25 protein-coding genes and 2 pseudogenes are annotated in these 26,432 nt (G+C 61.6%); 11 read left to right on the top strand and 16 right to left on the bottom strand.

Going from position 1 to position 26,432, the window contains the following annotated elements; all coding sequences use genetic code 11:
- Positions 1–12: 12 nt before the first annotated feature.
- From uppS to rpsB, 5 genes and pseudogenes are all read right to left on the bottom strand, one after another.
- The gene (gene uppS, locus OUZ52_RS12280) at positions 13–762 is read right to left on the bottom strand and encodes a polyprenyl diphosphate synthase (protein ID WP_266158686.1); all 750 of its coding nucleotides are present in this window, start codon (positions 760–762) and stop codon (positions 13–15) included.
- 143 nt (positions 763–905) lie between these two features.
- Positions 906–1,463: a ribosome recycling factor gene (gene frr, locus OUZ52_RS12275; RefSeq protein WP_266158685.1), complete on the bottom strand. Its 558-nt coding sequence runs from the start codon at positions 1,461–1,463 to the stop codon at positions 906–908.
- A 189-nt stretch (positions 1,464–1,652) separates the two neighbouring features.
- A complete protein-coding gene (gene pyrH / locus OUZ52_RS12270; RefSeq protein WP_266158684.1) occupies positions 1,653–2,375 on the bottom strand; it encodes a UMP kinase in 723 nt (240 codons plus the stop codon).
- 246 nt (positions 2,376–2,621) lie between these two features.
- Positions 2,622–3,421: pseudogene (gene tsf / locus OUZ52_RS12265) on the bottom strand (translation elongation factor Ts).
- Between the two features lie 62 nt (positions 3,422–3,483).
- The gene (rpsB, locus tag OUZ52_RS12260) at positions 3,484–4,365 is read right to left on the bottom strand and encodes a 30S ribosomal protein S2 (protein ID WP_266158683.1); all 882 of its coding nucleotides are present in this window, start codon (positions 4,363–4,365) and stop codon (positions 3,484–3,486) included.
- A gap of 357 nt (positions 4,366–4,722) precedes the next feature.
- Between rpsB and map the strand changes: the two genes are divergently transcribed.
- The 7 genes from map to dapE all read left to right on the top strand — a co-directional run bounded on the left by map (position 4,723) and on the right by dapE (position 12,107).
- Positions 4,723–5,487: a type I methionyl aminopeptidase gene (map, locus tag OUZ52_RS12255; RefSeq protein WP_266158682.1), complete on the top strand. Its 765-nt coding sequence runs from the start codon at positions 4,723–4,725 to the stop codon at positions 5,485–5,487.
- Positions 5,488–5,637: 150 nt separating this feature from the next.
- Complete coding sequence (gene glnD / locus OUZ52_RS12250; RefSeq protein ID WP_266158681.1) at positions 5,638–8,292, top strand: [protein-PII] uridylyltransferase; 2,655 nt, start codon at positions 5,638–5,640, stop codon at positions 8,290–8,292.
- Positions 8,293–8,363: 71 nt separating this feature from the next.
- Positions 8,364–9,191, top strand: a complete 828-nt coding sequence (gene dapD, locus OUZ52_RS12245) for a 2,3,4,5-tetrahydropyridine-2,6-dicarboxylate N-succinyltransferase (RefSeq protein WP_266158680.1) — start codon at positions 8,364–8,366, stop codon at positions 9,189–9,191.
- 268 nt (positions 9,192–9,459) lie between these two features.
- Complete coding sequence (locus OUZ52_RS12240; RefSeq protein WP_266158679.1) at positions 9,460–10,236, top strand: hypothetical protein; 777 nt, start codon at positions 9,460–9,462, stop codon at positions 10,234–10,236.
- Positions 10,237–10,323: 87 nt separating this feature from the next.
- On the top strand, positions 10,324–10,686 hold the full coding sequence (locus OUZ52_RS12235; protein ID WP_266158678.1) for a Spx/MgsR family RNA polymerase-binding regulatory protein: 363 nt from the start codon (positions 10,324–10,326) through the stop codon (positions 10,684–10,686).
- A gap of 1 nt (position 10,687) precedes the next feature.
- On the top strand, positions 10,688–10,927 hold the full coding sequence (locus OUZ52_RS12230) for a hypothetical protein (protein WP_266158677.1): 240 nt from the start codon (positions 10,688–10,690) through the stop codon (positions 10,925–10,927).
- 37 nt (positions 10,928–10,964) lie between these two features.
- Positions 10,965–12,107, top strand: coding sequence for a succinyl-diaminopimelate desuccinylase (gene dapE / locus OUZ52_RS12225; protein WP_266158676.1), 1,143 nt, complete (start codon positions 10,965–10,967; stop codon positions 12,105–12,107).
- A gap of 59 nt (positions 12,108–12,166) precedes the next feature.
- Here the strand turns inward: dapE and OUZ52_RS12220 are convergent, their stop codons facing one another.
- The 3 genes from OUZ52_RS12220 to OUZ52_RS12210 all read right to left on the bottom strand — a co-directional run bounded on the left by OUZ52_RS12220 (position 12,167) and on the right by OUZ52_RS12210 (position 16,058).
- Positions 12,167–12,634 carry a DUF4019 domain-containing protein gene (locus OUZ52_RS12220; RefSeq protein ID WP_266158675.1) on the bottom strand — a complete coding sequence of 156 codons (468 nt, stop codon included), beginning with the start codon at positions 12,632–12,634 and terminating at the stop codon, positions 12,167–12,169.
- Positions 12,635–12,870: 236 nt separating this feature from the next.
- Complete coding sequence (locus tag OUZ52_RS12215; protein WP_266158674.1) at positions 12,871–15,309, bottom strand: penicillin acylase family protein; 2,439 nt, start codon at positions 15,307–15,309, stop codon at positions 12,871–12,873.
- A complete protein-coding gene (locus tag OUZ52_RS12210) occupies positions 15,306–16,058 on the bottom strand; it encodes a phosphodiester glycosidase family protein (RefSeq protein WP_266158691.1) in 753 nt (250 codons plus the stop codon). The genes OUZ52_RS12215 and OUZ52_RS12210 overlap by 4 nt, the downstream gene beginning before the upstream one ends.
- Positions 16,059–16,203: 145 nt before the next feature.
- On the opposite strand from OUZ52_RS12210, the gene OUZ52_RS12205 reads away from it, so the two are divergent.
- Entirely contained in the window at positions 16,204–16,692 is a 489-nt protein-coding gene (locus OUZ52_RS12205) for an NUDIX hydrolase (RefSeq protein WP_266158673.1), read from the top strand.
- Positions 16,689–16,811, top strand: coding sequence for an NUDIX hydrolase (locus tag OUZ52_RS12200; protein ID WP_266158672.1), 123 nt, complete (start codon positions 16,689–16,691; stop codon positions 16,809–16,811). Before OUZ52_RS12205 ends, OUZ52_RS12200 begins: the two co-directional genes overlap by 4 nt.
- Positions 16,812–16,859: 48 nt before the next feature.
- Here OUZ52_RS12200 and OUZ52_RS12195 read toward each other — a convergent pair whose 3' ends face one another.
- The gene (locus tag OUZ52_RS12195; RefSeq protein ID WP_266158671.1) at positions 16,860–18,074 is read right to left on the bottom strand and encodes a beta-ketoacyl-[acyl-carrier-protein] synthase family protein; all 1,215 of its coding nucleotides are present in this window, start codon (positions 18,072–18,074) and stop codon (positions 16,860–16,862) included.
- A 4-nt stretch (positions 18,075–18,078) separates the two neighbouring features.
- Positions 18,079–18,345 carry an acyl carrier protein gene (locus OUZ52_RS12190; RefSeq protein WP_266158670.1) on the bottom strand — a complete coding sequence of 89 codons (267 nt, stop codon included), beginning with the start codon at positions 18,343–18,345 and terminating at the stop codon, positions 18,079–18,081.
- Between the two features lie 273 nt (positions 18,346–18,618).
- Here OUZ52_RS12190 and OUZ52_RS12185 point away from each other — a divergent pair, with 273 nt between their 5' ends.
- A complete protein-coding gene (locus tag OUZ52_RS12185) occupies positions 18,619–19,677 on the top strand; it encodes a GNAT family N-acetyltransferase (RefSeq protein WP_266158669.1) in 1,059 nt (352 codons plus the stop codon).
- Complete coding sequence (locus tag OUZ52_RS12180; RefSeq protein WP_266158668.1) at positions 19,670–20,545, top strand: arginase family protein; 876 nt, start codon at positions 19,670–19,672, stop codon at positions 20,543–20,545. The genes OUZ52_RS12185 and OUZ52_RS12180 overlap by 8 nt, the downstream gene beginning before the upstream one ends.
- Before the next feature lie 46 nt (positions 20,546–20,591).
- Here the strand turns inward: OUZ52_RS12180 and OUZ52_RS12175 are convergent, their stop codons facing one another.
- The 6 genes and pseudogenes from OUZ52_RS12175 to OUZ52_RS12150 all read right to left on the bottom strand — a co-directional run.
- Positions 20,592–21,785 carry a DegT/DnrJ/EryC1/StrS family aminotransferase gene (locus OUZ52_RS12175; RefSeq protein WP_266158667.1) on the bottom strand — a complete coding sequence of 398 codons (1,194 nt, stop codon included), beginning with the start codon at positions 21,783–21,785 and terminating at the stop codon, positions 20,592–20,594.
- A gap of 8 nt (positions 21,786–21,793) precedes the next feature.
- Positions 21,794–22,264 (bottom strand): DMT family transporter, encoded by a 471-nt coding sequence (locus OUZ52_RS12170; RefSeq protein WP_266158666.1) that lies wholly within the window; start codon positions 22,262–22,264, stop codon positions 21,794–21,796.
- Between the two features lie 4 nt (positions 22,265–22,268).
- Entirely contained in the window at positions 22,269–22,634 is a 366-nt protein-coding gene (locus tag OUZ52_RS12165; RefSeq protein ID WP_266158665.1) for an EamA family transporter, read from the bottom strand.
- Positions 22,635–22,641: 7 nt separating this feature from the next.
- Positions 22,642–23,464, bottom strand: a pseudogene (locus OUZ52_RS12160) (alpha/beta hydrolase).
- 363 nt (positions 23,465–23,827) lie between these two features.
- Positions 23,828–25,246, bottom strand: a complete 1,419-nt coding sequence (locus OUZ52_RS12155; protein WP_266158664.1) for a M16 family metallopeptidase — start codon at positions 25,244–25,246, stop codon at positions 23,828–23,830.
- Between the two features lie 11 nt (positions 25,247–25,257).
- A partial coding sequence (locus tag OUZ52_RS12150; protein ID WP_266158663.1) for a M16 family metallopeptidase occupies positions 25,258–26,432 on the bottom strand: 1,175 nt, incomplete at its 5' end.

The raw sequence follows: 26,432 nt of genomic DNA, 5'->3' as shown, positions 1-26,432 counted from the left end.
CGATTCCTTAAGTCAGCCCGGGGTCGATCGGGTCTGATTGACCTGTTCGCTGACGCGCCCGTAGCGGCGTTCACGGCGGGCGTAATCTTCTATGGCGTGTTGCAGGCTGGCCTGGTCAAAGTCCGGCCACAAGGTCTCGGTGAAATACAGCTCAGCATAGGCCAGCTGCCACAGCAGAAAGTTGCTGACCCGGGATTCACCGCCGGTGCGGATGAACAAGTCCAGTGGCGGCAGCTCAGCCAGGCACATGCCCTGGTCCAACTGCTGCTCGTGGATATCGTTGATATGCAGCTCCCCGCGGACTACCGCCTCGGCCACTTTACGTGCCGCCTGCACAATATCCCAGCGGCCGCCGTAGTTCACCGCAATGTTGAGGTGCAGCTTGTCGTTGCCGGCGGTGCGCGTCATCGCGGCGAGCATGCGTTTATGCAGCGGTGTATCGAAAGCGCCCAGGTCGCCGACAAAGCGTAGGCGCACGCCTTGGTCATGTAGCTCTTCGACCTCCTTGTCCAGCGCGCGCATGAACAACTCCATCAGCGCGCCGACCTCCTCCTGCGGGCGTTGCCAGTTCTCACTGGAGAAGGCGAATAGCGTCAGTGTCCGCACGCCCTGGCGCAAGCAGCCCTCGACCACCTCACGCACCGCTTTGCGGCCGGCGTTATGGCCGAAGCTGCGCGGTCGATGGCGGGCTTTGGCCCAGCGACCGTTGCCATCCATCACGATGGCAATATGGCGAGGTGGCGTGGCGGACTGAGGGGGCATGGGTTTGACCGTGTGTGGGTCGAGGCAAGTTGGGCCCCTCATCCAATGCCTCCCCCCGGCAGGGAAGAGGCAACGCGTGCCGTGCGGGGCGCAAGAAGCGTGCAGGCAACGGTTAATCGGCTATCGGTTGCAGCGATCGCCGTTTAAACGGCCATCAACTCGTCTTCCTTGGCCTTGACGACAGAGTCCACTTCTTTGACGAAACGATCCGTGAGCTTCTGGATATCGTCATCGGCGCGGCGTTCGTCGTCTTCGGTAATCAGTTTTTCTTTCAGCAGATCCTTGACCTGCTGCAACGCATCGCGGCGCACGTTACGAATGGCGATTTTTGCTTCTTCGCCTTCGTGGGATACGTGCTTGGCCAGTTCGCGGCGGCGCTCTTCGGTCAGCGGCGGCATGTTCAGGCGAATCACCACGCCGGCGGTGTTCGGGGTGATGCCGATATCCGACGCCATCAAGGCCTTCTCGATCGGACCCACCATGCTCTTTTCAAAGGGCGTGATGATGATTGAGCGTGAGTCGCCAAGGTTGACCGCCGCGACCTGATTCAGCGGCATGTCGGAGCCGTAATAAGGCACCTTGATACCGTCCAGCAGTGCCGTGCTGGCGCGGCCAGTGCGGATGCGGGTCAGGACGTGCTTTAGCGAGTCGATGCTCTTACCCATGCGGGTCTGGGCATCGTTCTTGATGTCATTGAGCATGAATGTCACTCGGTAAACGTGCGAGCCGACGAGTATAGCAGGGGGGTGTCGGCGGGGAACTGGGCAGCGCGTGGCGGAATAGGGCCGAAAGAGCCAGGGGCGTACCTGCGTACCGCTCTTGACGCCGAGGGCGGAACGGCCGCGCTCTTGCCGTTCCCCGTTCCCCGTTCCCCGTTCCCCGTGCTGCGATCAGTGTGCGTCGACGACCGTACCCACGGCTTCCCCATGCATGATGCGCATCAGGTTGCCAGGCACGGTCATGTCGTAGATGCGCATAAGCATGCCGTGGTCGCGGCACAGGGCGATGGCGGCGGTGTCCATCACGGCCAGCTTGCGCTCGATCACCTGGTCATACGTGAGTCGTTCGTAGCGGGTTGCGTCGCTATGGTGAGCCGGGTCGGCGGTGTATACGCCATCGACCTTGGTCGCTTTAAGCAGCAGGTCGGCGCCCAGTTCCACGGCGCGCAGGGCGGCGGCGGAATCCGTGGTGAAGAACGGGTTGCCGGTGCCGGCGGCAAACAGCACGATGCGGCCTTTTTCGATATGACGGATGGCGCGGCGGCGAATGTAGTCCTCGGCCACGTCGTGGATCTGGATGGCGCTCATGACGCGAGCAAAGCCGCCGCGCTTCTCGATGGCGTCTTGCATGGCCAGGGCGTTCATGACGGTGGCCAGCATGCCCATATGGTCGCCGGTGACGCGATCCATGCCGGCAGCGGCAAGGCCGGCGCCGCGGAAAATGTTGCCACCGCCGATGACCACGCCGATTTGCACGCCGGCGCGTTGTACTTCGATGATTTCGTCGGCGAGGCGGTCGATCACTTTCGGGTCGATGCCGTAGTCGGCTTCACCCATCAGGGCTTCACCGGAGAGCTTGAGCAGGATACGACGGTACAAGGGCTGGTTGCTCATTGGGGCTCCGGATTGTGTGGGGCAAAACAGGCGCATTGTAGCGACTGTGGGTGATTGCGGGGAGTTTCGATTTGATGACGTACAGGTGTCAGTGGGGTGGCATGACACTTTGGCTCCAGCCGAAGGGCTGCACGGTAGCGTCGCGATGCCGGTCAACGGCGTCACGGTGCTTACTTTTAGGGGATCGAACATGAAAAAAAGCCGCGGCTCGCGCCGCGGCTTTTGCGTCAGGCTTGCACGGCTGGCTTAAGCCAGGCCGGCCTGCTTCATGACTTCTGCAGCAAAATCTTCTTCGACTTTCTCGACGCCTTCGCCGACGGCCAGGCGGGCCACCGACAACACATCCGCGCCTTCTTTCTTCAGCGCCTCAGCCACGGTGACATTGGTGTCAAGCACGTAGGGCTGGCCGAGCAGGGTGACTTCGGAGACGATCTTGTTGATCTTGCCGGCGATGATTTTTTCGAGGATTTCAGCCGGCTTGGCCTTGTCCTTGTCGGTCATCTGGCTCAGCGCGATCTCTTTCTCTTTCGCCAGGAATTCAGCCGGGACGTCTTCAGCGCGGACGTGCGCCGGGTTCATCGCGGCCACGTGCATGGCGATGCCCTTGGCCAGCTCTTCGGAGCCGCCCTTGAGCGCAACCAGCACGCCGATGCGGCCGCCGTGGATGTAGCTGCCGATGGTGCCGTCGGTCTCGACGCGGGCCATGCGGCTTTCAATGCGTTGACGTCGGCTGCGCCGGAGCTCAGGGCGACGACCGCGACGTTGTCGCTATAGGTCAGGAAGTTCGAGTCCTTGGCGACGAAGTCGGTTTCGCAGTTCACTTCGACCAGCACGGCTTTGCCGCTGCTCTGGGCGGTGACGATGCGGCCTTCGGCGGCAACGCGGTCAGCCTTCTTGTCGGCTTTGGCCAGACCCGACTTGCGCAGCCATTCCATGGCGATCTCGATATCGCCATTGTTTTCGACCAGCGCTTTCTTGCATTCCATCATGCCGGCGCCGGACCGCTCGCGCAGTTCCTTGACCAGTTGTGCGGAAATAGTGCTCATTCAGTATTCCTCGGAGGCTTTGTGTGCCGTGGCGGGGTAACCGCCACGGCAGCGGGGAAGGCTTACTCGGCGTCCGACGACGAAGCGTCGCGGCCGCCGCGACCACGGCCACCACCGTCACGACGCGGGGCGCCAGCACCCTTCTTGGCCGGCGGAGCGCCACGGCGGGGAGCTGCTGCCTTACGCTCGTCCTTGGCGACCGGGTTGCCTTCTTCGTCCAATTCGACGAATTCGTTGGCATCGCCCTGGGCGGCGGCCGGAGCGGCAGCCTTGCCTTCAAGGATCGAGTCGGCGGCGGCGCGAGCGTACAGCTGGATCGCGCGAATAGCGTCGTCATTGCCCGGGATGGCGTAATCGACCAGTTCCGGGTTGTAGTTGGTGTCGACCACGGCGATCACCGGGATGCCGAGCTTCTTGGCTTCCTGCACGGCGATGTCTTCGTGGCCGATGTCGATCACGAAAAGCGCGTCGGGCAGACGGTTCATGTCTTTGATGCCGCCCAGCGAGTTGTGCAGCTTCTCGCGCTCACGGCGACGGGCCAGCACTTCGTGCTTGACCAGCTTGTCGAAGCTGCCGTCGGTTTCAGCGGCTTCCAGCTCTTTCAAGCGGGCAACCGACTGCTTGACGGTGCGGAAGTTGGTCAGCATGCCGCCGAGCCAGCGGGCGGTGACGAAAGGCATGCCGGCGCGTGCGGCTTCTTCGGCCAACGGCTCACGAGCCGAGCGCTTGGTGCCGACGAACAGCACGGTGCCGCGCTTCTGCGCCAGGCCCGACAGGAAATTCATCGCGTCGGTGAACAGCGGCAGGGTCTTTTCGAGGTTGATGATGTGAATCTTGCCGCGCGCACCGAAGATGTACGGGGCCATTTTCGGGTTCCAGTAACGGGTCTGGTGACCGAAATGCACGCCTGCTTCAAGCATTTGGCGCATGGTGACTTGTGCCATGGTGTTACTCCTGCGGTGGATCTTTATATAGATCCGGGGGTTGGGACCTCCACGTATCCCCGGCTTCGACCACGGCTGCCCAGTTTAAGTGGAGGGCAGGCCGCAGCACCCCGAAGACGGTGCCGATGCGTGTGTGGCGTTGAGCGCCTTGTTTCGCTTCGTAAACAAGGACTTAAGTGATTATGCCGCGGCGCGGTTACAATCACCGTTCGCTTTGCATGACCCTTTGGAGACTGCGAAAACAGCTCTCAGGGGTCGGCAAAACTCCGAAATTGTAGCCGGTACACCGGTATAGCGGCAAGTTGCCGAGGTCAACCCTCGATTCCCGGCATCCGATGCCGCCACTGAGCGGAATTTATGGCAGTTACTCTGAAATCCCCCGAAGACATCCAGGGCATGCGCGAAGCGGGCCGTTTGGCCGCCGAAGTGCTGGCCATGTTGAAAGATCACGTCAAGCCCGGCGTGACCACCGAGGAGCTGGATCGCCTGGCCTACGAGCACATCGTCAACGTGCAAAAGGCGATCCCGGCCAATGTCGGCTACAACGGCTTCCCCAAGACCTTGTGCACCTCGGTCAATCATGTGATCTGCCACGGCATCCCCAGCCCGGGCAAGGTGCTTAAAGATGGCGACATCATCAATCTCGACGTCACCGTCATTAAGGACGGCTGGCACGGCGATACCAGCCGCATGTACTTCGTCGGCACCCCCTCGGTGCTGGCCAAGCGTCTGGTCGAGACCACATACGAAGCCATGATGCAAGGCATCCAGGCGGTGCGCCCGGGTGCCACCCTGGGCGATGTCGGCGCGGCCATCCAGAAGCATGCCGAGGCGGCGGGCTTCACCGTGGTGCGCGAGTATTGCGGGCACGGTATCGGCAAGGTCTATCACGACGAGCCGCAGGTGCTGCACTACGGTAAGTCGGGTACCGGGCTGGAATTGAAAAAGGGCATGACCTTCACCATCGAGCCGATGGTCAATGCGGGCAAGCCGCAGACCAAGCAGTTGCCCGATGGATGGACCGTGGTCACCAAAGACCACTCGCTGTCAGCGCAATGGGAGCACACCATCGCGGTGACCGATGACGGTTTCGAAATCCTCACGCCCTGGCCGGATGCCTGATTTCTAAGCGGCTTGCCGGCATAAACTAGTGAAGAGATCGCCGGTGGTTGCCGGCGACCTCTTCCTGCAGCTCCTCCCGTAGGCGGCAGGCCGTATGCAAACGGGCCGTACGCGACAGGCCGTACGCAACAGGGGCGCTAATTTCACGTCATGACTTCATCTTCTGCCGCCAGCGCCTTGCCACCCTTGCCCCGGCTACCGGTCGTGGTGCCGCGCTCGGGTGTATCCAGCGATGCGCGGCGTGCGTTGCGGCAGCTGCTGGGCGATGTGGATCGAGCCCTGGCCACGGCTTTTCGCGATGGCGTCGATGCCAGTGCCTTGGCGCAGCGGCGGGGCGAGTCTGTGCAGCGCATCGTGGTGCACGTATGGACCGCCTGCCTGGGCGAAGTCAGCGAGGCGGCGTTGTTTGCCGTCGGTGGGTTTGGCCGTGGCTTGTTGTTTCCGCATTCGGATGTGGATTTGCTGGCCCTGGTCGAGCATGCCGAGCCTGCCCGGCTGCGTGCCCTGGAACAATGCTTCGCCACCTTGTGGGATGTCGGCCTGAAGGTAGGGCACGCGGTGCGTGATCCGGCGCAATGCCGTGCGCTGGCCGCCAAAGACGCCAGCGTGTTCACCAGTCTGCTCGATGCGCGCCGTCTGGTTGGCGACCCGGCGTTGGATGGCCGCTTGCGCGCGATAGTCGATGACCCGGCGCTGTGGCCGCCGCGTGCGTATCTGGATGCGCGCCTAGCCGAGCGTGATCTGCGCCACGCGCGTTACAACGATACCGCCTACAACCTTGAGCCCAATATCAAAGATGGCCCCGGCGGCTTGCGTACGCTTGATGCGCTGCGCTGGTTAGGCCGCCGGATCGGACATGCCCATGATTTGAGCGGCATGGTGGCCGAAGGCTTGCTCGATCCGGCCGAGCAAATCATGTTGGAGCAGGCTGAGCGCACATTGCGCCGCTATCGCTTTGCGCTGCATCTGGAGGCGGGGCGGGCAGAGGAGCGCCTGTTATTCGACTATCAGCGTGCCTTGGCCGTGCGGTTGGGGTTTGAAGACGAACACGAGAAAAATCTCGGCGTCGAACAATTCATGCAGGGCTATTACCGTGCGGCCAGTCAGGTGGAGCGACTGGGCGTGCAGATTGCCGAACGCTTTGTGGAGCTGCTTGAGCCACCCAGTGAGCCGCAACCGGTAGGCGCGGATTTCGTCCGTTACGGCACACGCCTGGCCATCCGTGATCCCGATCTGTTCATGCGGCGCCCTGCCGCCTTGGTCGAGCTATTTATCCTGCGCCTGGGCGAGCCCGGCATCGTCGGCTTTACCGCAGACACCATGCGGCGCATGCATCAGGCCACGGCCTTGCTCGACGGCGCACTCGCCGACGATCCGCTGGTACTGGCTGCTTTTCTGCGTTTATTGCGGCTTGGCGCACCCGCCGAACAAGCCCTGTGGCGGATGAATCGGCACGGTTTGCTGGCGGCGATCTTGCCGGCGTTCGGCAAAGTCTTCGGGCGCATGCAGTACGATCTTTTTCACGTCTATACGGTGGATGAGCACACCTTGCGCGTGCTGCGTAATGTGGCGCGTTTTGCCGAGCCGGGCGCACGCCAGGATTTTCCCATCGCCTGCGAGATCTGGCCCACGCTGGAAAAGCCCGAGGTCCTACTGCTGGCGGCGTTGTTCCACGACATCGCCAAGGGGCGTGGTGGCGATCACTCGGTGCTGGGAGAAGAGGATGCGCGCGCCTTCTGCCTGCGGCTCGGCTTACCCGCCGAAGATATTGAGCAAGTGACCTGGCTGGTGCGCTGGCATTTGCTGATGAGTACTACCGCGCAGCGACAGGACATTACCGACCCCGAGGTGGTGCATCGTTTTGCCGAAACGGTGGGAGATCGGGCACGGCTCGACCTGCTTTACCTACTGACGATTGCCGACATCATCGGCACCAGCCCGAAACTGTGGAATGCCTGGAAAGACCGCCTGCTGGCGGACCTCTATACGGCTACCCGCTACGCCCTGCGCAGCGAAGAAGACCTACCCAACGATGCTTCGACGCGGGTCCGCGAGTGCCGCGAACGGGCGTTGATCTTGCTTGAGGCGGAAGGTATCGCCGCATCGGCGTGCCTGCGTATCTGGACCGATTTCCCCGAGTCGAGCTTTTTGCGCCACCGGCCTGAGCAGATTGCCTGGCAAACCGCGGCGATCCTGCGGGCGCAGGGAATCGCCCCGCTGGTCGAGGTGCAGCCCTTGTCGGTGCGCGGGACCACCGAGCTTTTCGTCTATGTGCATGATCGTGACGGCTTGTTTGCCGCGGTGACGGCGATGCTCGACCGGCTGCATTTTTCGGTGATGGAGGCGCGTATTCTCAGCTCGCATACGGGCATGGCGCTGGATACCTTTTTGTTGCTGGAGTCAGACAGCCAGCAACCTGCCAGCCCCGCACGGGCCGATGAGCTGAAGCAGCGCTTGCATCGCGCGCTGGTGCAGTCGGGCCATGTGCATCAGCCGGCCAAACGGAGCATGTCGCGCCATCTCAAGCATTTTCAGATGGCGCCCAAGATCGCCTTCAGCGTGGCTGGCGAGCGTACCCGGTTGGCCCTGGTTTGCACCGATCGCCCTGGATTGCTTGCCGCGGTGGCGCAGGCGATGGCCGAAGCCGAGGTGCGCGTGCATGACGCGCGTATTGCCACCTTTGGTGAGCGGGCCGAGGATTTTTTCCTGGTCACCAATCGGCATGACACGCCGTTAAGCCCGCAGCAGCAAGATCGTTTGCTGCATGCCTTGCTCAAACGATTGGGAATGAACCCTCGAGAATAGGAAATGAAGAGGGCGAAAATCGGTCAATCCCGTTAGGATGGACAGCTTGTTTCCATGCCAGTAGCCCCCTCATGCAAAACATCGAATCCCTGATCAATGACGCCTTCGAGCGTCGCAACGAGCTGACTCAGACAGAAATCGAAACGCATCTGCGTCCCGCCGTCGAGCAGGTCATCGACTTGTTGGAGTCCGCTGAACGCCGTGTGGCGGAACCCGATGGTCAAGGCGGCTGGGCGGTCAATCAATGGATCAAAAAAGCGGTGCTGTTGTATTTCCGCATTAACGGCAACCGCGCGGTCGATGGTGGTGCGGCACTGGCCTTTGACAAAGTGCCGCTGCGCTTTGCCCATGGCAATGACACGGAAATCGAAACCCTGGGCGCGCGCGTGGTGCCGGGTGCCTTGGTGCGCCGTGGCGCGCATATCGCCAAAGATGCCGTGCTGATGCCGAGCTACGTCAATATCGGTGCCTATGTCGGTGCCGGCACGATGGTCGATACCTGGGCCACGGTGGGCTCTTGTGCGCAGATTGGTGCTGGTGTGCATTTGTCGGGTGGCGTCGGCATTGGCGGTGTGCTCGAGCCGCTGCAGGCCAACCCCACCATCATCGAAGACAACTGCTTTATCGGTGCACGCTCCGAAGTGGTCGAAGGCGTGATCGTGGAGAAGGGTAGCGTCATCGGCATGGGCGTGTTCCTCGGCCAGTCCACCCGCATCTATAACCGCGCCACCGGCGAAGTCAGCTATGGCCGTGTGCCCGCAGGCAGCGTGGTGGTGGCGGGCAGTCTGCCGGCGAAAGACGGCAGCCACAGTCTGTATGCGGCAATCATCGTCAAGCAGGTCGATGAGAAGACCCGCAGCAAGACCGGGATCAACGAATTGCTGCGCGGGGCGGAGTGAATTTGAAGCGGGGAACGGGGGCTGGGGAACGGGGAACGTGAAGGCTGAGTCGTGCTTGTGGCGTCCCGTTCTTTTTGATCTTTTTTGGTTTTTCTTTAGATTTGGCCCTTGGCTTTTAGGCCCCTGCTTTTACGATCTTCCCCGTTCCCCGTTCCCCGTTCCCCGTTCCCCGTTCCCCGTTCCCCGTTCCCCGTTCCCCGTTCCCCGTTCCCCGTTCCCCATTCCCCGTTCCCCGTTGCACCCCATCAGCTCGCACAAGGATGCCTTTATGCCCGAGCCAACAGCCTTTCAGAAGCGTGCTCGCTTATTGCTGGCGATCGGGGTGATTCTGGCGATGCTTCCCCTTGTGTTGCCCTCGGTGGCTCAGCCACAGGGGTACCACGGGTTTGCGGATCGGCGTAGCTGGTTGGGGCTGCCGAATTTCGGTGATGTGGTTTCTAACCTGGCTTTTCTGTGGGTCGCCCTGATCGGGCTTTGGGTGTTGTTGCGGCCGGCCGCGCAACCGATGGCTGAAGCGCCGAGGAAGGCCTATCAGCTGATGTTCGTGGGCCTGGCGCTGACGGCTTTCGGTTCGGCTTATTACCACTGGGCGCCGTCCGATACCCGACTGGTCTGGGATCGCTTGCCAATGACCTTGGTCTTTATGCCGTTGCTGGCGGCGACTCTTGCTGAGCGTCTTCGCTGGCGTTCGAGCTGGCCATTGCTGGGGTTGACGCTGCTCGGTGCCGGCAGCGTGTGGTTCTGGAAGCTCAGCGGCAATCTGCTGCCTTATTTTGTCGCACAGGGCGGGGCCATTCTGTTGATCTTGCTGACCCTGGCCTGGTTTCCTTCGCTATGGACTGGCCGCCGCTGGCTGTTTGCGGCGCTGGGCAGTTATGCGGTGGCCTTTCTGTGCGAGCAAGGTGACAAGCTGATCTTCCAGCTCAGCGCGGGTGCCTTCAGCGGGCATACCTGCAAGCATCTTGCTGCGGCGCTTGCTTTTTACTTTATGGTCAGGATGCTGCGCGACCAGCGTGTACAACCCGTCGCAGCGAATGCTCATTGAAAATGTTTACTGACAATACGCTATGGAATCAGCGATGTGCCGGAGCAGTTTTCGGCAGCTACGAATGACGATTTAAAAGGATCAAAGATGACCCCTGCCATCACCCTCTACGGCCTGCTCAATTGCGATACCTGCAAGAAAGCACGCAACTGGCTCAAGCGCTTTGAGGTCGAGCATGAATTTATCGACTACCGTGCGAATCCGGTGCCGGCGGCGACCTTGAAAACATGGGCTCAGCAATTGGGCGGTTGGGAGAAGCTGGTCAATAAATCCGGTACGACCTGGCGCACTTTGCTGCCGCAGCGAAAGAATCCTGGCAGCGATCCGGAGTGGACGTTGTTGTTGAAGGAGTATCCCGCGCTGGTTCGTCGCCCCGTTGTGGTGCAGCCCAATGGCGATATCAGCGTTGGCTTTACCGATAATGGCTTCAAGAAGCTGTTCGGTAAATGACATGAATGCTTGGCGGACCGCGCGGCGTTATCGCAGCAATCTGCGTATCGAGCGTGATAATGCTGCCTGGTATGCGCGCCTGGCCGGGCTTGTCGAATGTCTGCGCTTGGCCCGGGCTTATCTGTATGTCGCCGCCAGCGAGCAAGCGAATGCCAGCTTTTGCCAGGGGCATTGGCGTCAACCGGGCGTCGCCGTGCCTTCGCCCCAGCTTAGTGCGCGTGTCCGCGTACTGGCTGGGTGAGTCCTAGCCAGCGCTCATCGATTTCAAAGGAAGTTTCATGTCTGCCGTATTTGATCTCACTGTCGATCTGATTCGCCGCCGCTCGGTGACGCCTGAAGATGCTGGCTGCCTGGTGCTATTGGCCGATCGCCTGCGCGCCGTTGGCTTTGCGACCGAGCACTTGCGCTACGGTGAAGTCGATAACTTGTGGGCAACTCATGGCAAGGCTGGCCCTCTGTTGATGTTCCTCGGTCATACCGACGTCGTGCCGACCGGCCCTGCGGAAGCATGGCATAGCGATCCGTTCGATCCGGTGGTGCGCGATGGACTGCTATACGGCCGCGGTGCGGCGGACATGAAGGGCTCGGTGGCGGCGATGGTGATTGCGCTGGAGCAATTTGTGGCGGCGCATCCCGATCACGCGGGTCGAGTGGGTTTGCTGTTGACCAGCGATGAAGAAGGTGTCGCTATCGATGGCGTACGCAAAGTGGCCGAGCATTTTCGTGCGACCGGCGAGCGCATCGACTGGTGCGTGGTGGGCGAGCCGTCTGCCAAGGAAAAGCTGGGCGACCTGATTCGGGTGGGGCGGCGCGGATCGCTCTCAGGCACGTTGACAGTGCGCGGTATCCAGGGGCATGTGGCTTATCCGGAAAAAGCACGCAATCCCATTCATGCCGTAGCTCCCGCACTGGCTGAGCTGGTGGCGGAGGTCTGGGATCAAGGTAATGACGATTTTCCGCCGACCTCTTTTCAGATATCCAATCTCAATGCGGGTACCGGTGCCAATAATGTTATTCCCGGTGCGCTGACTGCGCTGTTCAATTTCCGCTATGGCACGGCCAGCCGTGCAGAGGATTTGCAGGCGCGGACCGAGGCCGTACTTACCAGGCATGGGCTCGACTGGCAGGTGGACTGGCAGTTGTCGGGGGCACCGTTTCGTACCCCGCCGGGCGGAGTGGTGCGTGAAGCCGTGGTCGCGGTCTGTCGTCAGTTGTGCGGCATCGATCCGGAGCAAAGTACCGGCGGTGGCACCTCAGATGGCCGTTTTATCGCGCCGCTTGGTGCCGAGGTGGTCGAGCTGGGCCCGGTCAATGCAACGATTCACAAAGTCGACGAGTGCGTCTCGGTCGCGGATCTGGAAAAGCTGCCATCGCTGTATCAATCGCTATGCGAGCGTTTGCTGGTGACTTCGGTAGGCTGATGTCGCGATAGCGAGGAGAAGACCAACAGGCGGTCAAGCTGCGATGTTGGTCTTGGTCTTTATTTAGCCGCTGCCGGTGTCGTTGCCGCCGTGGGAGCCTGCATCTGGCGCACGACATAACCCATCGGTGCCCACCCACTGGCAGTCTGTTCCAGCGAGATCGTTTCGAAGGTCGAGGCATTCGCGTACTTGGTGGCGAAGATCACATTGACGTATTCGCCGGCGGGCAGGTTATTGGGATTGGTTACGCGTGCAAGTTGCAGCCAGTCGCGGCTTTGCAGCACGCCAAGTTGCTTGCGCAGGGTGCCAAGGTAGTGGCTCCACTCGGTCTTCTTGACGCTTTTTCGCATGGTCTCGGCGCTGTCCTGCCACATCGCATCGGCTTGATTGGCATCGGCCTGCAAGGCCCAGCGACTCGCCACGGCGACTGCGCTATCCAGCGAGGCTGTTGTTTGCTGAGCGAATGCCTGACCGCTGCCGACAATGACGAGAATGGTCAGCGCGCCTATTTGAATCCATCGCTGCATGGCTAATGCATGACTTTTCACGTGGCATGTCCTCATGAAGAATGACTGGCGTATGGAGTCGCTTCTATCAACGAATGCATCGACGGATTCAGCGTGGGCAGATTCAATTCGGCGGTTGTTGCGTTGCTGTCGCTATCGATCGGTGGACATCGACGGCCGTGTTTCGGGTGATGGCATGGGCTTTGTAACTAGTGAAGTCAATGTCATGTGACGACGGCATGAAGACAAGGTTGAATTTATCGGTTCGCCTCAGGCGTGGGCAGCAACGTCAAGGTGTACTGCGTCGGCCCGGGTAGCAGCGGTGTCGGCAGGCCGTGCACCCAGTCCTCATGACCGGCGCCGTAGAACGGCGATAACGGGTGATCGCTTTGGCCGCCGGGCATGTGCAAGATGCTTTGAGCCTCGCGACCCGGCATGACGACTAACCGTTCGGAGGCGCCAAAGCCGGCCTCGGCCACACGCGGCATGTTGTGATCGCCGGGCAGCGGTTCGTCAGGCATGTTGAGTATGCGGGCGAGCGGCCCGGGCAAGGCGCGCGCCAGCGGGTGATTCACCGCACTGCGATTGACCTCGCCCCAGGTACGCGCGGCGAGGCCGCCGGGCTGCGATGCCAGCTTCTTCACGACGTCATGGGCGGCAGCGATCAGCAACTCGTCCCAGTTGGCGTAGTGCGCATCCAGCAGATGCGCGGGGCGGTCACGCAGCAGCATCCACACGGCGGCTTCCGGGTTGCTGGATTTGGGCCAGCGGAAATCGGCATCGGCTTCCTGTATCTGCGCGACAAAGGGGGTCAGTACCGCCTCCACCACTTGCGTACGGAAGGCGCGCACCAGCCGGTAATCAACGCTATCCACCGCAGCCAGGCCATGCCATGACGCGGTCAGTTGACGTAGTTGCTGCAGCTCAGGGTCGTTACTGCCGGTCAGCGTGTCTTGCAGTAAACGCTGCCAGCGGTTGAGCCATAGCGCGCGATGATCGAGCTGCACCTCAAGCAAGCTTCCGGGCGTGAAACGATTGCCGGCGCGCAGGTCGTCGCGAATTTGTTGCGCGCGGGCGCCAAGGTCGTAGCCGCCGCTGCCGAGCAGGGCCAGATCGGCACCATCGACGGTGCGGTTATTGGCGGTCCATAGTCGACCATCCTCGGGGTTTTCAATGCGCGGGTATTGCGCCGGCTTGGCCCAGCCGATCCAGCCACTGCCGGGTTGCGACCAGTCGGCGGGGCGCTGCGGATCGAAGCCGGCGCGTAACGGCCAACTGTTGCCGGTGACGGTCCAGCCGATATGCCCGGCGCTGTCGGCGACCAGCAGGTTTTGTGGTGGCATGCCCATGCTGGAGGCCAGGTCCAGCGCCGCATCGATATTGGTGGCGTGCTCCAGCTTCATCATGTCGAGGTCGTAGGCGCGTGGCAGGTCGCCGATCCAGGACAACGCCAATGGCGTGCCGTCGGTATCGGTCGCCATGATGGGCCCCCAGCGGGTGTCTTCGACCTTCAGGCGGTGGGCCGGCTCGCCCTTGATGCCGATCTGTTCGTCGTGGAGTTCGATCGATGCCCAGCCCTCGGGCACTTTGTAGCGGCTCGGGTCGGCATGGTCGCGTTGTATGCGGACCCAGTCCTGCCAGTCGCCATAGCTATTGGTGAAACCCCAGGCGACTTGTCCGTTCGAGCCCGCCACCAGTGCCGGTGTGCCGGGCAGGGTGACGCCATTGACGTCGCGTTGTCCGTTGGGGGCGCTCGGATCGGCATAGCGCAGGCGCGCGCGAAACCAGATGTTCGGCACGCGCAGGCTTAGATGCATGTCGTTGGCAAGCATCGCCACACCGCTTTCGGTGAGGTTGCCGGCGACGGCAAAACTATTGCTGCCGGGTCTGGCGTCATCCACGGCCGGGCTCAATGCCGAGGCCAGTGCGCCGACATCGTTGATTCGGGCCTGTGGCTGGTGCCGCAGGTCGAATACGTCAGCACCAGGTATGACCGGCTGCCGGGACAGCTCGCCTTTGAGAGGCGCCTCCCAGTCAGGGTCTGGCGCGAGCAGAAAATCGACCAGGGGCTCGGGCAGCGCGGCGCGCATCTGAGCCATGCGCAGCTCGGTTTCGTTGCGGCCATCGCCTTGGAGGTCGAGGTACATCGCAGCGACGACTAACAGGCTGTCTTCGGAGCGCCACGGTTGTGGTCGCGTACCCAGCAGCAAGTATTCCCACGGGCGTACGCGTAAATGGGCCAGGCCGGCATTCACGCCATCGCGATAGCGGTCTAGGTGATATTTCTGTTCGGCCGACATACTGGCGTAAGCCGCGGCCGCGGTAGCACGCAGGCGATGCCGACGGTGGTTGAGGTCGACATCCACCGCTGCCTTGCCGACCAGTTCGGCCAGTTCGCCCGCGGGTAGCCGGCGCATCAAGTCCATCGCGAAATACCGCTCCTGCGCGTGCACATAACCCAGCGCAAAGCTGATGTCGTCGCGACTCTTGCCTTGCAATGTCGCGGTGCCCAGTGCATCGCGGCCGATGCTGACGCCGTCCTGCAAGCCCGACAGGCGGCGCTCTCCGTTGAGTTCGGCACGGCTGCCTGCAAGCAGAAACCAGGCGGTGGCAACTACGCCAAGCACGATAGTCAGTAGCGAGAACAACACGAACCTGATCGACGCACGTAACCAGTGGCGGCGTGAGGTGTTCATGGCTGTGCAAACACTGCAAAGATGCCGGCATAGGGCTTGACCATGAAGGTCGGTGCACCGGCGTAGCCTTCGCCATCGATGTAGAACTGCGAGATGGTGCCATCCAGATAGAGCGCGTCACGGCAGCCGATCTGATCGCGAAACAGTCGTGCGAAGGTATGAAAGTTCACTGGAGCCTCACTGACCGCAAAGACCACCTCATGAGGTGTTTTGGCACAGACCCCGCTGCGCCATTTCAGGCTGGCCGAGTCGTCGACGAATTGGTTGTTGATCTGCCCATCGATCAGCAGCATCGGGCCTGACTGGCTCGCCCATTGCACGGGCTTGCCATCGGCTTTGAAATCGTTGCTGGTGCGTACCGCCGCATGTCCATCGGGGTATACCGCAAACACGCCATTCGGTAGTAATGAAAAATTTCCCGAGGCGGGATTGCCCCGTGCCATGTTCAACGGCACCAGGGTTTTACCATTTTCGACGTATAAGCCCAGTGGAGCGAATTGCCGGTCGTAGATGCCGGCATTGGTGGCAAACAGCAGCCGTTGACCATGCGCCTCGCCCCATTGCCGCAAGCTGTCGATATCGCCATAGGCCTGGCCGTCCGCTGGATCCTTCCAGTGCAGGCTGAGCGGCTGGCGATCGAGAGCGATGCTGACCGTGCGAAAACTTTGGCTGTCGAATACGACCTCGTTGCTATCCACCGCCTGGGCTTGTTGTGAACAGCCTCCCAGAATGGCAAGCACACTGAACATCGCCGATAAAGACAGCGCGCGGCAGGTCGAATGGCTGGGTGTTGCAACAAACATCTGCCGATGGTCGCTGCCAAGGCCCAATCGGCGCAAGTCCGGGCGAATCGGCTACGCTTTATCCGTTCACCGCAGCTATAACGTCAGCCTCATGCCCTACACCCCTATTGTTGCCACGCTTGGCTATGTGCTCTCCACGGACCGCCGCCGAGTGTTGATGATTCATCGCAATGCGCGTCAGGACGATCAGCACCTGGGCAAGTACAACGGCCTGGGCGGCAAGATGGAGCCCGGCGAAGATATTGCCGCCTGCATGCGCCGCGAGATTCTCGAAGAAGCCGGGATCGAGTGCCTGTCGATGCATTTGCGCGGCACACTCAATTGGCCCGGCTTCGGCAAGCAAGGCGAGGACTGGTTGGGTTTCATCTTCGTCATCGACGCCTTCCGCGGCGAGCCGCTACAAGAGAACGCCGAGGGAACCCTGGAATGGGTCGAACTGGATCGTCTTGCCGAGCTGCCGATGTGGGAAGGTGACCGCCACTTTCTGCCCTTGGTGTTCGATGCCGATCCACGTCCATTCCATGGCGTCATGCCTTATCGGGATGGCCGCATGCAGTCGTGGTCCTATAGCCGTTTATGAACGGCCCGTTCCAGCCGTGGGCAGAAATCGAGGCGGTCACCTGGATCGATCCGGCGCAAGGCGATGGCCTGGCTATCGCGCCACCGAGCCGCGAGCAGATGCTGCCCTTGCCGGTTTAATCGATAGCCCGCGCTGACGCGGGCTATCCCGTGCGGTCCATGGGGAGATCAGGGAGCGCGGCGCAGCGCCACCACGGCGTTGAGCCCGCCAAAGGCAAAGGAGTTGCTCAGCCCGGCACGCACCGGCATCACGCGTGCCTGATTGGGCACATAGTCGAGATCGCAGGCAGGGTCGGGGCCCAGGTAACCCAGGGTGGGCGGTACCACGCCGTCACGCAAGGCACCAAGCACGGCCACCAGCTCCAGTGCGCCAGCCGCACCCAGCGCATGACCATGCATGGGCTTGGTCGAGGAGATCGCCAAGGCGCGCGCATGTTCGCCAAATCCGCGGTGGATGGCGCGGGTTTCGGTACTGTCGTTGGCCATGGTGCCGGTGCCATGGGCGTTGATGTAGTCGACCTCCGCGGGCAGCATGCCGGCATCGCGCAGGGCGGTGCTGATGGCAGCGGCGGCTCCCAGCTCAGATGGCGCGGCAATATCCCCGGCATCGGAACTCATGCCACAGCCGGCGACTTCGGCCAGGATGGTTGCGCCGCGCTGCTGCGCCAGTTCCAGTGTCTCCAGCACATACATGCCCGCGCCTTCGCCAAGCACAATGCCACGACGGCCGCTGCTGAACGGGCGGCAGGTATCGGGGGCCAGTACGCGCATGGCCTCCCAGGCACGCATGGAGCCTAAGGTAATACAGGCTTCGGAGCCGCCTGCCAGGGCGGTATCGACCAGCCCCGAGCGGATCATCATCACCGCTTGTGCAAAGGCATGATTGGCCGAAGCGCACGCGCTGGAAACGGAAAAGGCCGGGCCGGTGATGCCATGCATCATGCTGACGTGACTGGCGGGCGCATTGGTCATCATACGCACGATGCCCAAGGGATGCAGACGATTGGCGCCCTCACGATAAAGTCTTTCGTACTGCTCATCGCGAGTCGTTTCACCACCCGCCCCGGTGCCGATCACGATGGCGGTACGCGCCGCGCGCTCGCCTTCGAAACCGATGCCGGATTGGCGTATCGCTTCGCCCGCGGCCACCAGCGCGTACTGACTGACAAGATCGAGCAGTGGCAGCCGCGCGGAATCGAAATACGACGAAGGGTCATAATCGCGCACTTCGGCGGCAATGCCGCCATTGCGCAGCAGGCCCGGTTCGATCCGCTGCACGGGACCGATGCCGGTGCGGCCTTCGGTCATGCCTTTCCAGATGGTGGGCACGTCATGGCCGAGCGCGCAGATCGCGCCCGCACCGGTAATCACGATACGGCGCATGGGATCAGCCGTCAGATGGAGTCTGGGTTGACGATTTCAGCGCCAATTGACGGTCGATGGCGTCGACCAGATGGCCGACGGTATCGCTTTCGAAGTTCGTGTCTTCATTGGGCAGGTTCACGCCGAAATGCTCTTCGAGATCGAAGATCACTTCGATCGCATCCAGCGAGGCCACGCCCAGGTCCTTCAAGGTGGACTCTGGCTTGATCGTGGCGATATCGATCTTCGCCTGCTTGGCGATGATGTCGAAAGTTTCTTGCTGTGTGCTCATGATCACGTTCCTGGATGTCAAGAAACCGCCGTTGCCTGCGCATGGATCGGCTCGGCATCGGCGATGTGGTAACCGGTTTGCGCAAGACTGACGAACTATCGGGAGGTTGTCCAGATGACTGGCGGGTGATGTTGCGGATGAAAGCGAACGGCTATCGAGGGGCCATCCTGCGCGTGAATTCTTTCGTGAATCTTTGAAGCGGTTGCTGTGTTGCGGTGCCAGCAAGGCGGAAGGGTCGTATGCTATTGCCTCTCGTTTCGTGGAAACTTAAGTGTGCGGTATCTGAATCAGCTCGAGCCGGATGCGCTGATCGCGCGGTTTGCCGAGCATCCCCCACTGGGTTTTCGCGTGCTCGAAGCCGCCGGTACGCCGGCCTTCGTCGCTCCGTTCGACCTGTTGACCACCGCCGATGCGCCGTTGCGGCAGCGAGTTACCCGTGCGCCAGGTTACCGCTGGTGGGGGCGATGGCTGCGCTGGCGTACCGCCTTTGTCGGCACCACCGTGTCGGAATACGCCTTGTTTCCGCGTGCGGCGGACCCGGCCAGCCTGCCGCGCGCTTGGAGCGAGCAATTGGGGCGCGATCAACGGCTGTTGATCGTCAAAGACATTCCGCAAGCCTCGCCCTTGCTCGACGCCGCCAACGCCGATGGCTGCGCGCGGGTTATCGCTGCATGCGAGGCGGCCGGCTTTGTGTTGCTGGAGGGGCAGGCGCTGGCTTATGTGACGATTGATTTCGCCAGCGAAGACGAATACCTGGCACGGCTGTCTTCTGGTCGCCGCAAAGACATCCGGCGCAAACTGCGTAAACGTGGCGAGGTCGCGGTCGAGGCGCTGCCGTGTGGTGACGCAAGCTTTGCCGATGAAGCGAGTATCGATGCGTTTTATGCGCTTTACGAAAACGTGTATGCGCAAAGCGAGATTCATTTCGACAAGCTTAGCCGGCCGTTCTTCGCCGCGGTATTGCGTGACCCGGCCAATGGCGGCGTGGTGTTCGTTTATCGTCACCAGGGCGCGATGATCGGTTGGAATCTGTGCTTTGCGGTCGGCGGCAAATTGATCGACAAGTACGTGGGTTTTGCCTACCCACAGGCACGCGAGCAGAATCTTTACTTCACCAGCTGGTTTCATAACCTGGCCTGGGCACGCGAGCAGGGCCTGACGCATTACGTTGCCGGTTGGACCGATCCGGAAATCAAATCATATCTAGGCGCACAATTCACCCTGACCCGACACGCTATCTATCTGCGCAACCCATTGCTGCGGGCGTTGGCGAAACGGCTTGGCAAGCATTTCGAGAGCGATAGCCAATGGGCAGCGCAAACACATGAGTAGGCACAATCCGCTGATTCTCGATTTCGACGGTTCGATCGGGGCGCTTCCCGGCGCGACCACGATGGCGTTGAGCGATTGGCAGGAAGCGATTCGCTTCGGTTGCACGCTGCATACGTTCAATCGCTTGCGCCGCCATCTCGACGCGCGGGCTCCGGCCGACTACGGCACCGTGCTGATGGGCTCGGGCGACTACCATCATTTGACCTGGCCGCTGGTTGAGCGGCAGCGCGCGCGTGGCCCGTTCCAGTTGGTGGTGTTCGATAACCATCCCGACAATATGCGTTTCCCCTGGGGCATTCATTGCGGCTCGTGGGTGCGTAAGGTCGCGATGTTGCCTTATGTCACCCATGTGCATGTCGTCGGCATTACCTCCGGTGATATCGGCGCCAAACACGCCTGGGAGAATTATCTGCGGCCGCTGCGCGCAGGCAAGCTCAGTTACTGGTGCATGGATGTCGATGTGAGCTGGGCCAAGCGCTGGGGCATCGCTGCTGCCTTTCATCGCTTTGACGATCCGGATGCGCTCACCGCTGCTTTCATTGCGCAATTGCAGGGCGCGCCGCAACCGACGTATTTGTCGATCGACAAAGATGCCTTCAGTGTCGCCACGGCGCGGACCAATTGGGATCAGGGCTTGATCGAAGAACGCCACGCCATGGCGATCATCGAAGCGTTGCACGGGCGGATCATCGCCAGCGACATCAATGGCGAAGTCTCCGCCTATGCCTATACGACGTGGTGGAAACGCCTGCTTAGCGGCATGGATGGGCAAGAGCCGGTGCCGCAAAGCGAGCTGGATGCCTGGCAGGCGCAGCAGCGCGCCTTGAATACCCGGTTATTGAAAGCGATTGCGACGAGCAGCGTGTAGTTGCGGCGGCGCGCGATATCGAGCGCCGGTAGCATCGTGTTGCGGGTTAGCGCGCACGCTCAAGCCGGCGACAGATTTTCTCGAACTCATCATCGCGCAGCCAGGGGCTGTTGGTGATAGTGAGTGAGCGCGCGGCAAAGCTGCGGGCGTTCGGTAACTCGGTAGGCGGCACCACATCGCGCAGATAGGCGTAGTCGGGCAGGGCATGAATAAACAAGCGGCTGACACCGAGGCCGGCGGTCCACAGCGTATGCAATGCACTGTCGCGAATGGCTTCGCTAGGCATGGTCACTAGCAGAAAGGGCCACACGCCTTGCTGGCCGGGAGCATCCGCGAAGACGGTAAGGCCAGGGATCTGCCGTAGCCGTTGAATACGGCGTAGCGCTTGCTGGCGGGTGGCCTCAAGAAACGCCGGCAGCCGCAGCAAAGCCCGTGCGCCTACCGCCTGACGCCAGTCACTTACTGTGTGCAGCGGAATCTCTGGGCCGAAATCGTCACCGACCGCACTGACTGGATCACCGGCTGCCAACGCTTTGCGCAGCGGGCGTCCATAGGCCAGCGGCAATAGCCACGGACGGTAAGCAGCGGTATAGCCGATCAGCTCCAGCGCGCGCTGTTTATCCATGGATGGATTTGATTTGATGATGGCGCGATGACTGGCAGCGAAGGCTTCGCGCAGGGCCGGGTCGCACGCCAGCAACAGGCCGCCTTCGTACAGGGTCAGGCCTTTGCCGACGGCGAGGCTGAAAAAACCGGCGTCGCCAAGCAGGCCGACACTGCGGCCGTCCTGCTGCGCACCGACGGCTTGCGCGGCATCCTCGATGACATAGGCGCCGACGTTGTGGGCAATCGTATTGGCGGTAGCGACATCGGCAACCCGGCCGGCCAGATGGGTGGGCACGATAGCCAGGGTCTTATTGCTGCACACCGCCGCCAGCTGAGTGGCATCCATGTCGTAATGATTCGGTGCCAGATCGCACAAGCGTGGCTTGAGCCCGGCACGATGGATGGCCAACGCAACCAGCGGGCAGGTCCATGCGGGTACGACGACTTCGCGGCGATCCGGGCGCAGTCGGCTGATGGCATGTAAAGCGACCACCAGGGCAGCCGTGCCCGAGCATTCCAATTGCAAGTGTTCGACACCCAGCCATGCGGCGGCCTGTGCGGCGAAAGGCGCGCTGCCGGGACGCAGGTCGCCGAAGTGCAGTGGCAGGCCAGCGGTGGGCGGCAGCTCGCGCATGCTGAATCTCAGCTGCCCGCAGCGACGCCGAGTGCGGCCTTGGCTTCGGTCGGCGCATCGCCTTCAGGGTGTGCGCCGCTCTCGGCAAAGGCCAGGCAGATAATGCCCAGGACGATGACGGCGGCACCGATCACTTTCGGCCAGGTCAGCGGCTCCTGGAAAAGCCAGACCGAAAAAAGCATCACGCTGACGACTTCGAGATGGGTAACGGCAAAGGCTGGGCCGATCGGCGCGTGCTTTAGCAGGGTCATCCAGGTGAAGAAGTTGCCGACATAGCCGATCACCGCGAGATAAATCCACGGATGGCCAAACACGCGGACAATCCAGGCCCAGTTCGCCTCGGGTGGAAATGCATGATTGCCGGCGTATTTAAAGCTCAGCTGGACCACGGTATCGAACGCCACCAGGATCAAAAAGCCGAAAAAGTAAAAGCTCTTTCCACGCGTCATGCCATCGGTCTTCATAGAGTCGGTCTGCATAAAATCAGCCTGCACCTGCGATGCCGACGATGGCCACGCCCGCGGTTACCAGCAAAATGCCGGTGACTCGCAGCGGGGTGAGTTTTTCGCGAAACAGAATGCGTCCGGCAATCATCACCACGACGATATTGATCGAGCCCAGCAGCACGCCTTCGGACAGGTCGATCAGCGACAGGAAGGCGATCCACACCAGAAATTCGGCGACATAGGAAATCAGGCCCACCCAGATCCACGGTCGCGACGCCATATAGCGCCAGCGGGCCAGGCCATCGCCGGCCGCCGGATCGCTGGCCGCCGCCTTGAATGACAGCTGGCCAACCGTGTCGAGAGTGACATTGAGCAGCCACAACGTAACCACCAGCGGGGACATAAGTCTCCTAGGCCGCCGCGCGAGCGGCAGGTTCGAAGGTGGCGGCGACCTGGCTGAAGAAATCGGCCGAGCGATCGATCAGCACACGGCGTTCGCGATCCACGGTAATCATGTGATAGCTGTTTTCCAGCAACAGCATCTCTACCGGGCCGGAAACGCCGCGCTCGACCAGCCGGGCATTCTCGACGCTGGCGATATCGTCTTCAGTGGCATGCATTGACTTTGGGCAGTTCACGGCGAACCACTGCGGCCATGTTGTACATCTCGCCCAGCGACGGCCACGGATTGCCCGGCAGGCCTGCGGCGGCACTGTCGCCGCTGAGCATGGCCGAACTGATTTGCGCGCGCAGGCGCTCGTCGCGGATGCCATAGGGCTCGTTTTCGTGAACCATGCGGTGCTTGCCGATACCAAAGCGGTGCAGCAGCGGCAGCATGAAGGACAGCCGGCCGTACCACGGAATTGCCCAGCCGTCGTAGCGGAAGGTAGCGCCGTAGACACCGACGCCCTTGACCCAGTCAGGATGGTCGGCCGCGAGCTTGAGCGCCAGCACCGCACCCATCGACAAGCCGGCGACAAACAGGTGATCCACTTCATGGCGGAACTGTTCCGCCGCGGCTTCCACGCTGGCATACCACTCGCGCCAGCCGGTGCTGAGCAAATCCTCGACATTGCCGCAGTGGCCTGCCAGCTGCATGCCGTACACGCTGAAACCCGCGCGATTGAGGCCCTTGCCGACCAATCGCATCTCGGTAGGGGTGCCGGTAAGGCCGTGGATCAGCAGCACGCCGCTGCGCCCGCCTTCGAGGCGGAACTCAACGTTCTGGATCACGGGCAGGCATGCCTGTGGCGAGGCGAAAGGTGTGGGGTGACAAAGCGCATGATGGCGAGCTTGAGATAAGACGGAGGCGCCAGTCTGTGGGGTCACTCTTTCTGACAACTTTCGATAGGGCGCCTAATGGGGCAGGGGCGTGCTGGCGCGCCTTCTCCGTTTACAGCGGGTTAGGGTGCGCCCCCGGTGCCGGGAAGCCGGCGCTGGCTTGACGGCGGGCCTTTGCCGGCCGGTCGATGCGGGTGGCTTGGGCAGCTATCGGCTTGGCACAAGACAAGAGCCGGCACCCCGGCTGGATCATGATGTCGATCCAGCCGGGGCAAGCCTTGCCGAGGTCGCGGATGCTGTTGCCGACGGCGCGCTTCAGGGCTTGAACGATTTGAACTCACCGAAAGGCTTGAGCTGTGCCTCGATCGCCTTCGGGTCGCCGACCAGGATGATGCTTTGATCCTTGGGGGCAAAATATTTACGCCCCATGGCCTGTACCTGATCGCCATTCACCTGGTTGGTCTCGGTGACGTAATTGCTGAAGAACGCCGGCGGCAAGCCCTGCGCCCAGTAATTGGCGAGCGTGAGGGCCAGGGATGCTTGAATCTGGTTGCGCAGAAGATAGGTGCCGGCAGCCAATCGCTTGGCCCCGATCAGCTCTTCATCGCTGGGCCGCTGGCTGGCCATGCTCTCGTAAAGCTTGTTCAACTCGGTCAGCGTGGCGCCGGTGACTTCATTGCGTACGTCCACCCTGGCAAGACTGCTGCCTCCCGCGCGATTGGCGTTGATCATGCTGCGTGGACTGTAGGAATAGCCCTTGTCCTCTCGAATATCTTGAGTCAATCGACTGGTAAAGCCGCCGCCGAGGATGGTGTTGGCCACGTTGAGCGGAACAAAGTCGGGATCGCTGGCAGCCAGGGCAGGGCGGCCATAACGGATATTCGTTTGGACCGAGCCCTCGCGCGTGACCAGTAAACGTTGTGGCGAGGCATCACGCGGTGCTTGCGGCATATCGGCAACGGCCTTGCCCTCGGCTTTCCAGCTGCCGAATTGTTGCTCGGCGATGCGGAAAGCATCTTTGGTACTGATGCGACCGATGATGACGAGCAGGCTGCGATCAGGGCGGAAGCGAGCGGCGTGCAGCTGGCGCATGGTTTCTGGTGTGACCGCCGCGATGCTGGCCTCGGTGAGCGAGCTGCGCGCATAAGCATGGGTGCCGAAGGTGGCGGCATCGAAGGCGCGTTGCGCTTGCCAGGCCGGGTCGCCCTCGCGCACCTTGAGCACTTGCAGTGAGTTCGCCTTTTGCAGTGCGACCTCTGCTGCGGGAAAACTCGGGTGCAAGGCCGTATCGGCCACCAGATGGAGCAGTTCGGCGGTGTAGGCAGACAGCGCCGTGGCCGAAACAACGATCGCATCCGGCCTGGCCGTGGCGTCGTAGTCACCGCCCATCGCCTGCAACGATTCGGCGATCTGTTTGGCATCGAGGCTGGTCGTGCCGGCATTGAGCAGGCCGGTCATGACGCTGGAAAGGGCTGGCGTGGAGGGATCGTCTGCCGCCGTGCCACCGAGTACGGCAAGCGTCATATCGACTTTCGGCAGTCCGTTGCGCGACACCACCCACACCGTGAGTCCGTTGGCTAGCGTGCGCTGCGCGATGTCCGGTACCGGCACGGCTTTGTCCGGTCCATAGGCCGGCAGATCTTTCGGCAATGGGGCGGTGGACGCCTGTACGAGGCTGGTCATGCACAGGCCGAGAGCGACTACGAGCAACGCGGGCTTCTTCATGATGGTCATCGTGGTGCTCCTCAGCGTGTCGTATTCGGGGAACTGGTGGAAATCTTCGCTGCTGCCGCCGCAACGGGACGACGCACGATGACACTGCGATTGGCATCGATGAGATAGGTACGGGCGACCCGTTTGAGGTCATCGGCCGTGACCGCTTCTATCCAGCCCGGTACTTGATTGACGACCTGGGCATCGCCCCACAAGGTTTGCGTGGTGGCCATGGTGTCGGCGCGGGAAAGAAAGCCTTCCAGATTGCCGTACCAGTCCGACAGCATCTTGGTCTTGATCCGGCGCAGGGTGATGTCATCGACGCCATCGCTGGCGATCTTGGCGATTTCCTGGTTGAGCGAAACAAGCACTTGCTCAGGTGTGGCGTTGGGCTTGTACAGCGCAAACAGCGTGAGCTGGCTGGGGCCGCCGTAATTGGTGGCATTGCCGAGCGGGTAGTTGATACCGCCCTCGATATTGAGCAGTTGTTCGCGGCCCTTGACCAGGCCTTGGAAGAATCGCGAGGCATCGTCGCCAACCAACAGCTGCGACAGCACCATCATCGGCACCTGGTCTTTGCTGCCGCGTGCGGGCATTTTCCAGCCAATGGCCAGGGCGGGCGCTTTCGCCAGCGGGTCCGTCTGCTCTTGCATGCGGCCTTTGCTATTGAGCGATTCGTCTACGTCCGGTCTGGCCGGTAAAGCACGCGCGGGAATACCACCAAAATATTTTTGCGCCAACGCAAAGGCTTGTTCCGGGGTGACGTCGCCGGCGATACCCAGCACGGCATTGGCTGGCTGGTAATACGTGTCGTGAAAGGTTTTGACGTCGGCGATGCTGGCGTGATCGAGATCCTTGAACGAACCGTAGCCATCGTGGCTATTGGCCCATTTGTCGAATGCCAGCGCGTTGAGATCGAGCCAGTAGAAAATGCCGTAGGGCTGGTTCTTTACATTGATGCGGATCTCTTCTTTCACCACGTTTTGCTGATTGGCGAGATTTTTCTCGCTGAAGTCCAATGCCTTCATGCGGTCGGCTTCCAGCCACAGGATCGGCTCGAGTGCCGTCACCGGGGCCGAGGCGATGTAGTTGGTGAAATCGGCGCGGGTCGAGCCGTTGAATATGCCGCCACCGCCTTGGATCACGCGCTCAAAGGTTCCCTTGGGTGCGGTCGGCGTGCCTTCGAACATCAAGTGTTCGAACAAAT

The sequence above is a fragment of the Dyella silvatica genome, assembly GCF_026283955.1.
In the GTDB taxonomy this organism is placed as follows: domain Bacteria; phylum Pseudomonadota; class Gammaproteobacteria; order Xanthomonadales; family Rhodanobacteraceae; genus Dyella_C; species Dyella_C silvatica.
The sequence above is the reverse complement of the archived record's forward strand: the minus strand, read 5'-3'. Positions and strand labels throughout refer to the sequence as shown.

Coding starts and splice junctions, on each gene's coding strand:
- uppS (WP_266158686.1), bottom strand. CDS start 762: ATGCCCCCTCAGTCCGCCACGCCACCTCGCCATATTGCCATCGTGATG.
- frr (WP_266158685.1), bottom strand. CDS start 1,463: ATGCTCAATGACATCAAGAACGATGCCCAGACCCGCATGGGTAAGAGC.
- pyrH (WP_266158684.1), bottom strand. CDS start 2,375: ATGAGCAACCAGCCCTTGTACCGTCGTATCCTGCTCAAGCTCTCCGGT.
- rpsB (WP_266158683.1), bottom strand. CDS start 4,365: ATGGCACAAGTCACCATGCGCCAAATGCTTGAAGCAGGCGTGCATTTC.
- map (WP_266158682.1), top strand. CDS start 4,723: ATGGCAGTTACTCTGAAATCCCCCGAAGACATCCAGGGCATGCGCGAA.
- glnD (WP_266158681.1), top strand. CDS start 5,638: ATGACTTCATCTTCTGCCGCCAGCGCCTTGCCACCCTTGCCCCGGCTA.
- dapD (WP_266158680.1), top strand. CDS start 8,364: ATGCAAAACATCGAATCCCTGATCAATGACGCCTTCGAGCGTCGCAAC.
- OUZ52_RS12240 (WP_266158679.1), top strand. CDS start 9,460: ATGCCCGAGCCAACAGCCTTTCAGAAGCGTGCTCGCTTATTGCTGGCG.
- OUZ52_RS12235 (WP_266158678.1), top strand. CDS start 10,324: ATGACCCCTGCCATCACCCTCTACGGCCTGCTCAATTGCGATACCTGC.
- OUZ52_RS12230 (WP_266158677.1), top strand. CDS start 10,688: ATGAATGCTTGGCGGACCGCGCGGCGTTATCGCAGCAATCTGCGTATC.
- dapE (WP_266158676.1), top strand. CDS start 10,965: ATGTCTGCCGTATTTGATCTCACTGTCGATCTGATTCGCCGCCGCTCG.
- OUZ52_RS12220 (WP_266158675.1), bottom strand. CDS start 12,634: ATGCAGCGATGGATTCAAATAGGCGCGCTGACCATTCTCGTCATTGTC.
- OUZ52_RS12215 (WP_266158674.1), bottom strand. CDS start 15,309: ATGAACACCTCACGCCGCCACTGGTTACGTGCGTCGATCAGGTTCGTG.
- OUZ52_RS12210 (WP_266158691.1), bottom strand. CDS start 16,058: ATGTTCAGTGTGCTTGCCATTCTGGGAGGCTGTTCACAACAAGCCCAG.
- OUZ52_RS12205 (WP_266158673.1), top strand. CDS start 16,204: ATGCCCTACACCCCTATTGTTGCCACGCTTGGCTATGTGCTCTCCACG.
- OUZ52_RS12200 (WP_266158672.1), top strand. CDS start 16,689: ATGAACGGCCCGTTCCAGCCGTGGGCAGAAATCGAGGCGGTCACCTGG.
- OUZ52_RS12195 (WP_266158671.1), bottom strand. CDS start 18,074: ATGCGCCGTATCGTGATTACCGGTGCGGGCGCGATCTGCGCGCTCGGC.
- OUZ52_RS12190 (WP_266158670.1), bottom strand. CDS start 18,345: ATGAGCACACAGCAAGAAACTTTCGACATCATCGCCAAGCAGGCGAAG.
- OUZ52_RS12180 (WP_266158668.1), top strand. CDS start 19,670: ATGAGTAGGCACAATCCGCTGATTCTCGATTTCGACGGTTCGATCGGG.
- OUZ52_RS12175 (WP_266158667.1), bottom strand. CDS start 21,785: ATGCGCGAGCTGCCGCCCACCGCTGGCCTGCCACTGCACTTCGGCGAC.
- OUZ52_RS12170 (WP_266158666.1), bottom strand. CDS start 22,264: ATGCAGACCGACTCTATGAAGACCGATGGCATGACGCGTGGAAAGAGC.
- OUZ52_RS12165 (WP_266158665.1), bottom strand. CDS start 22,634: ATGTCCCCGCTGGTGGTTACGTTGTGGCTGCTCAATGTCACTCTCGAC.
- OUZ52_RS12155 (WP_266158664.1), bottom strand. CDS start 25,246: ATGACCATCATGAAGAAGCCCGCGTTGCTCGTAGTCGCTCTCGGCCTG.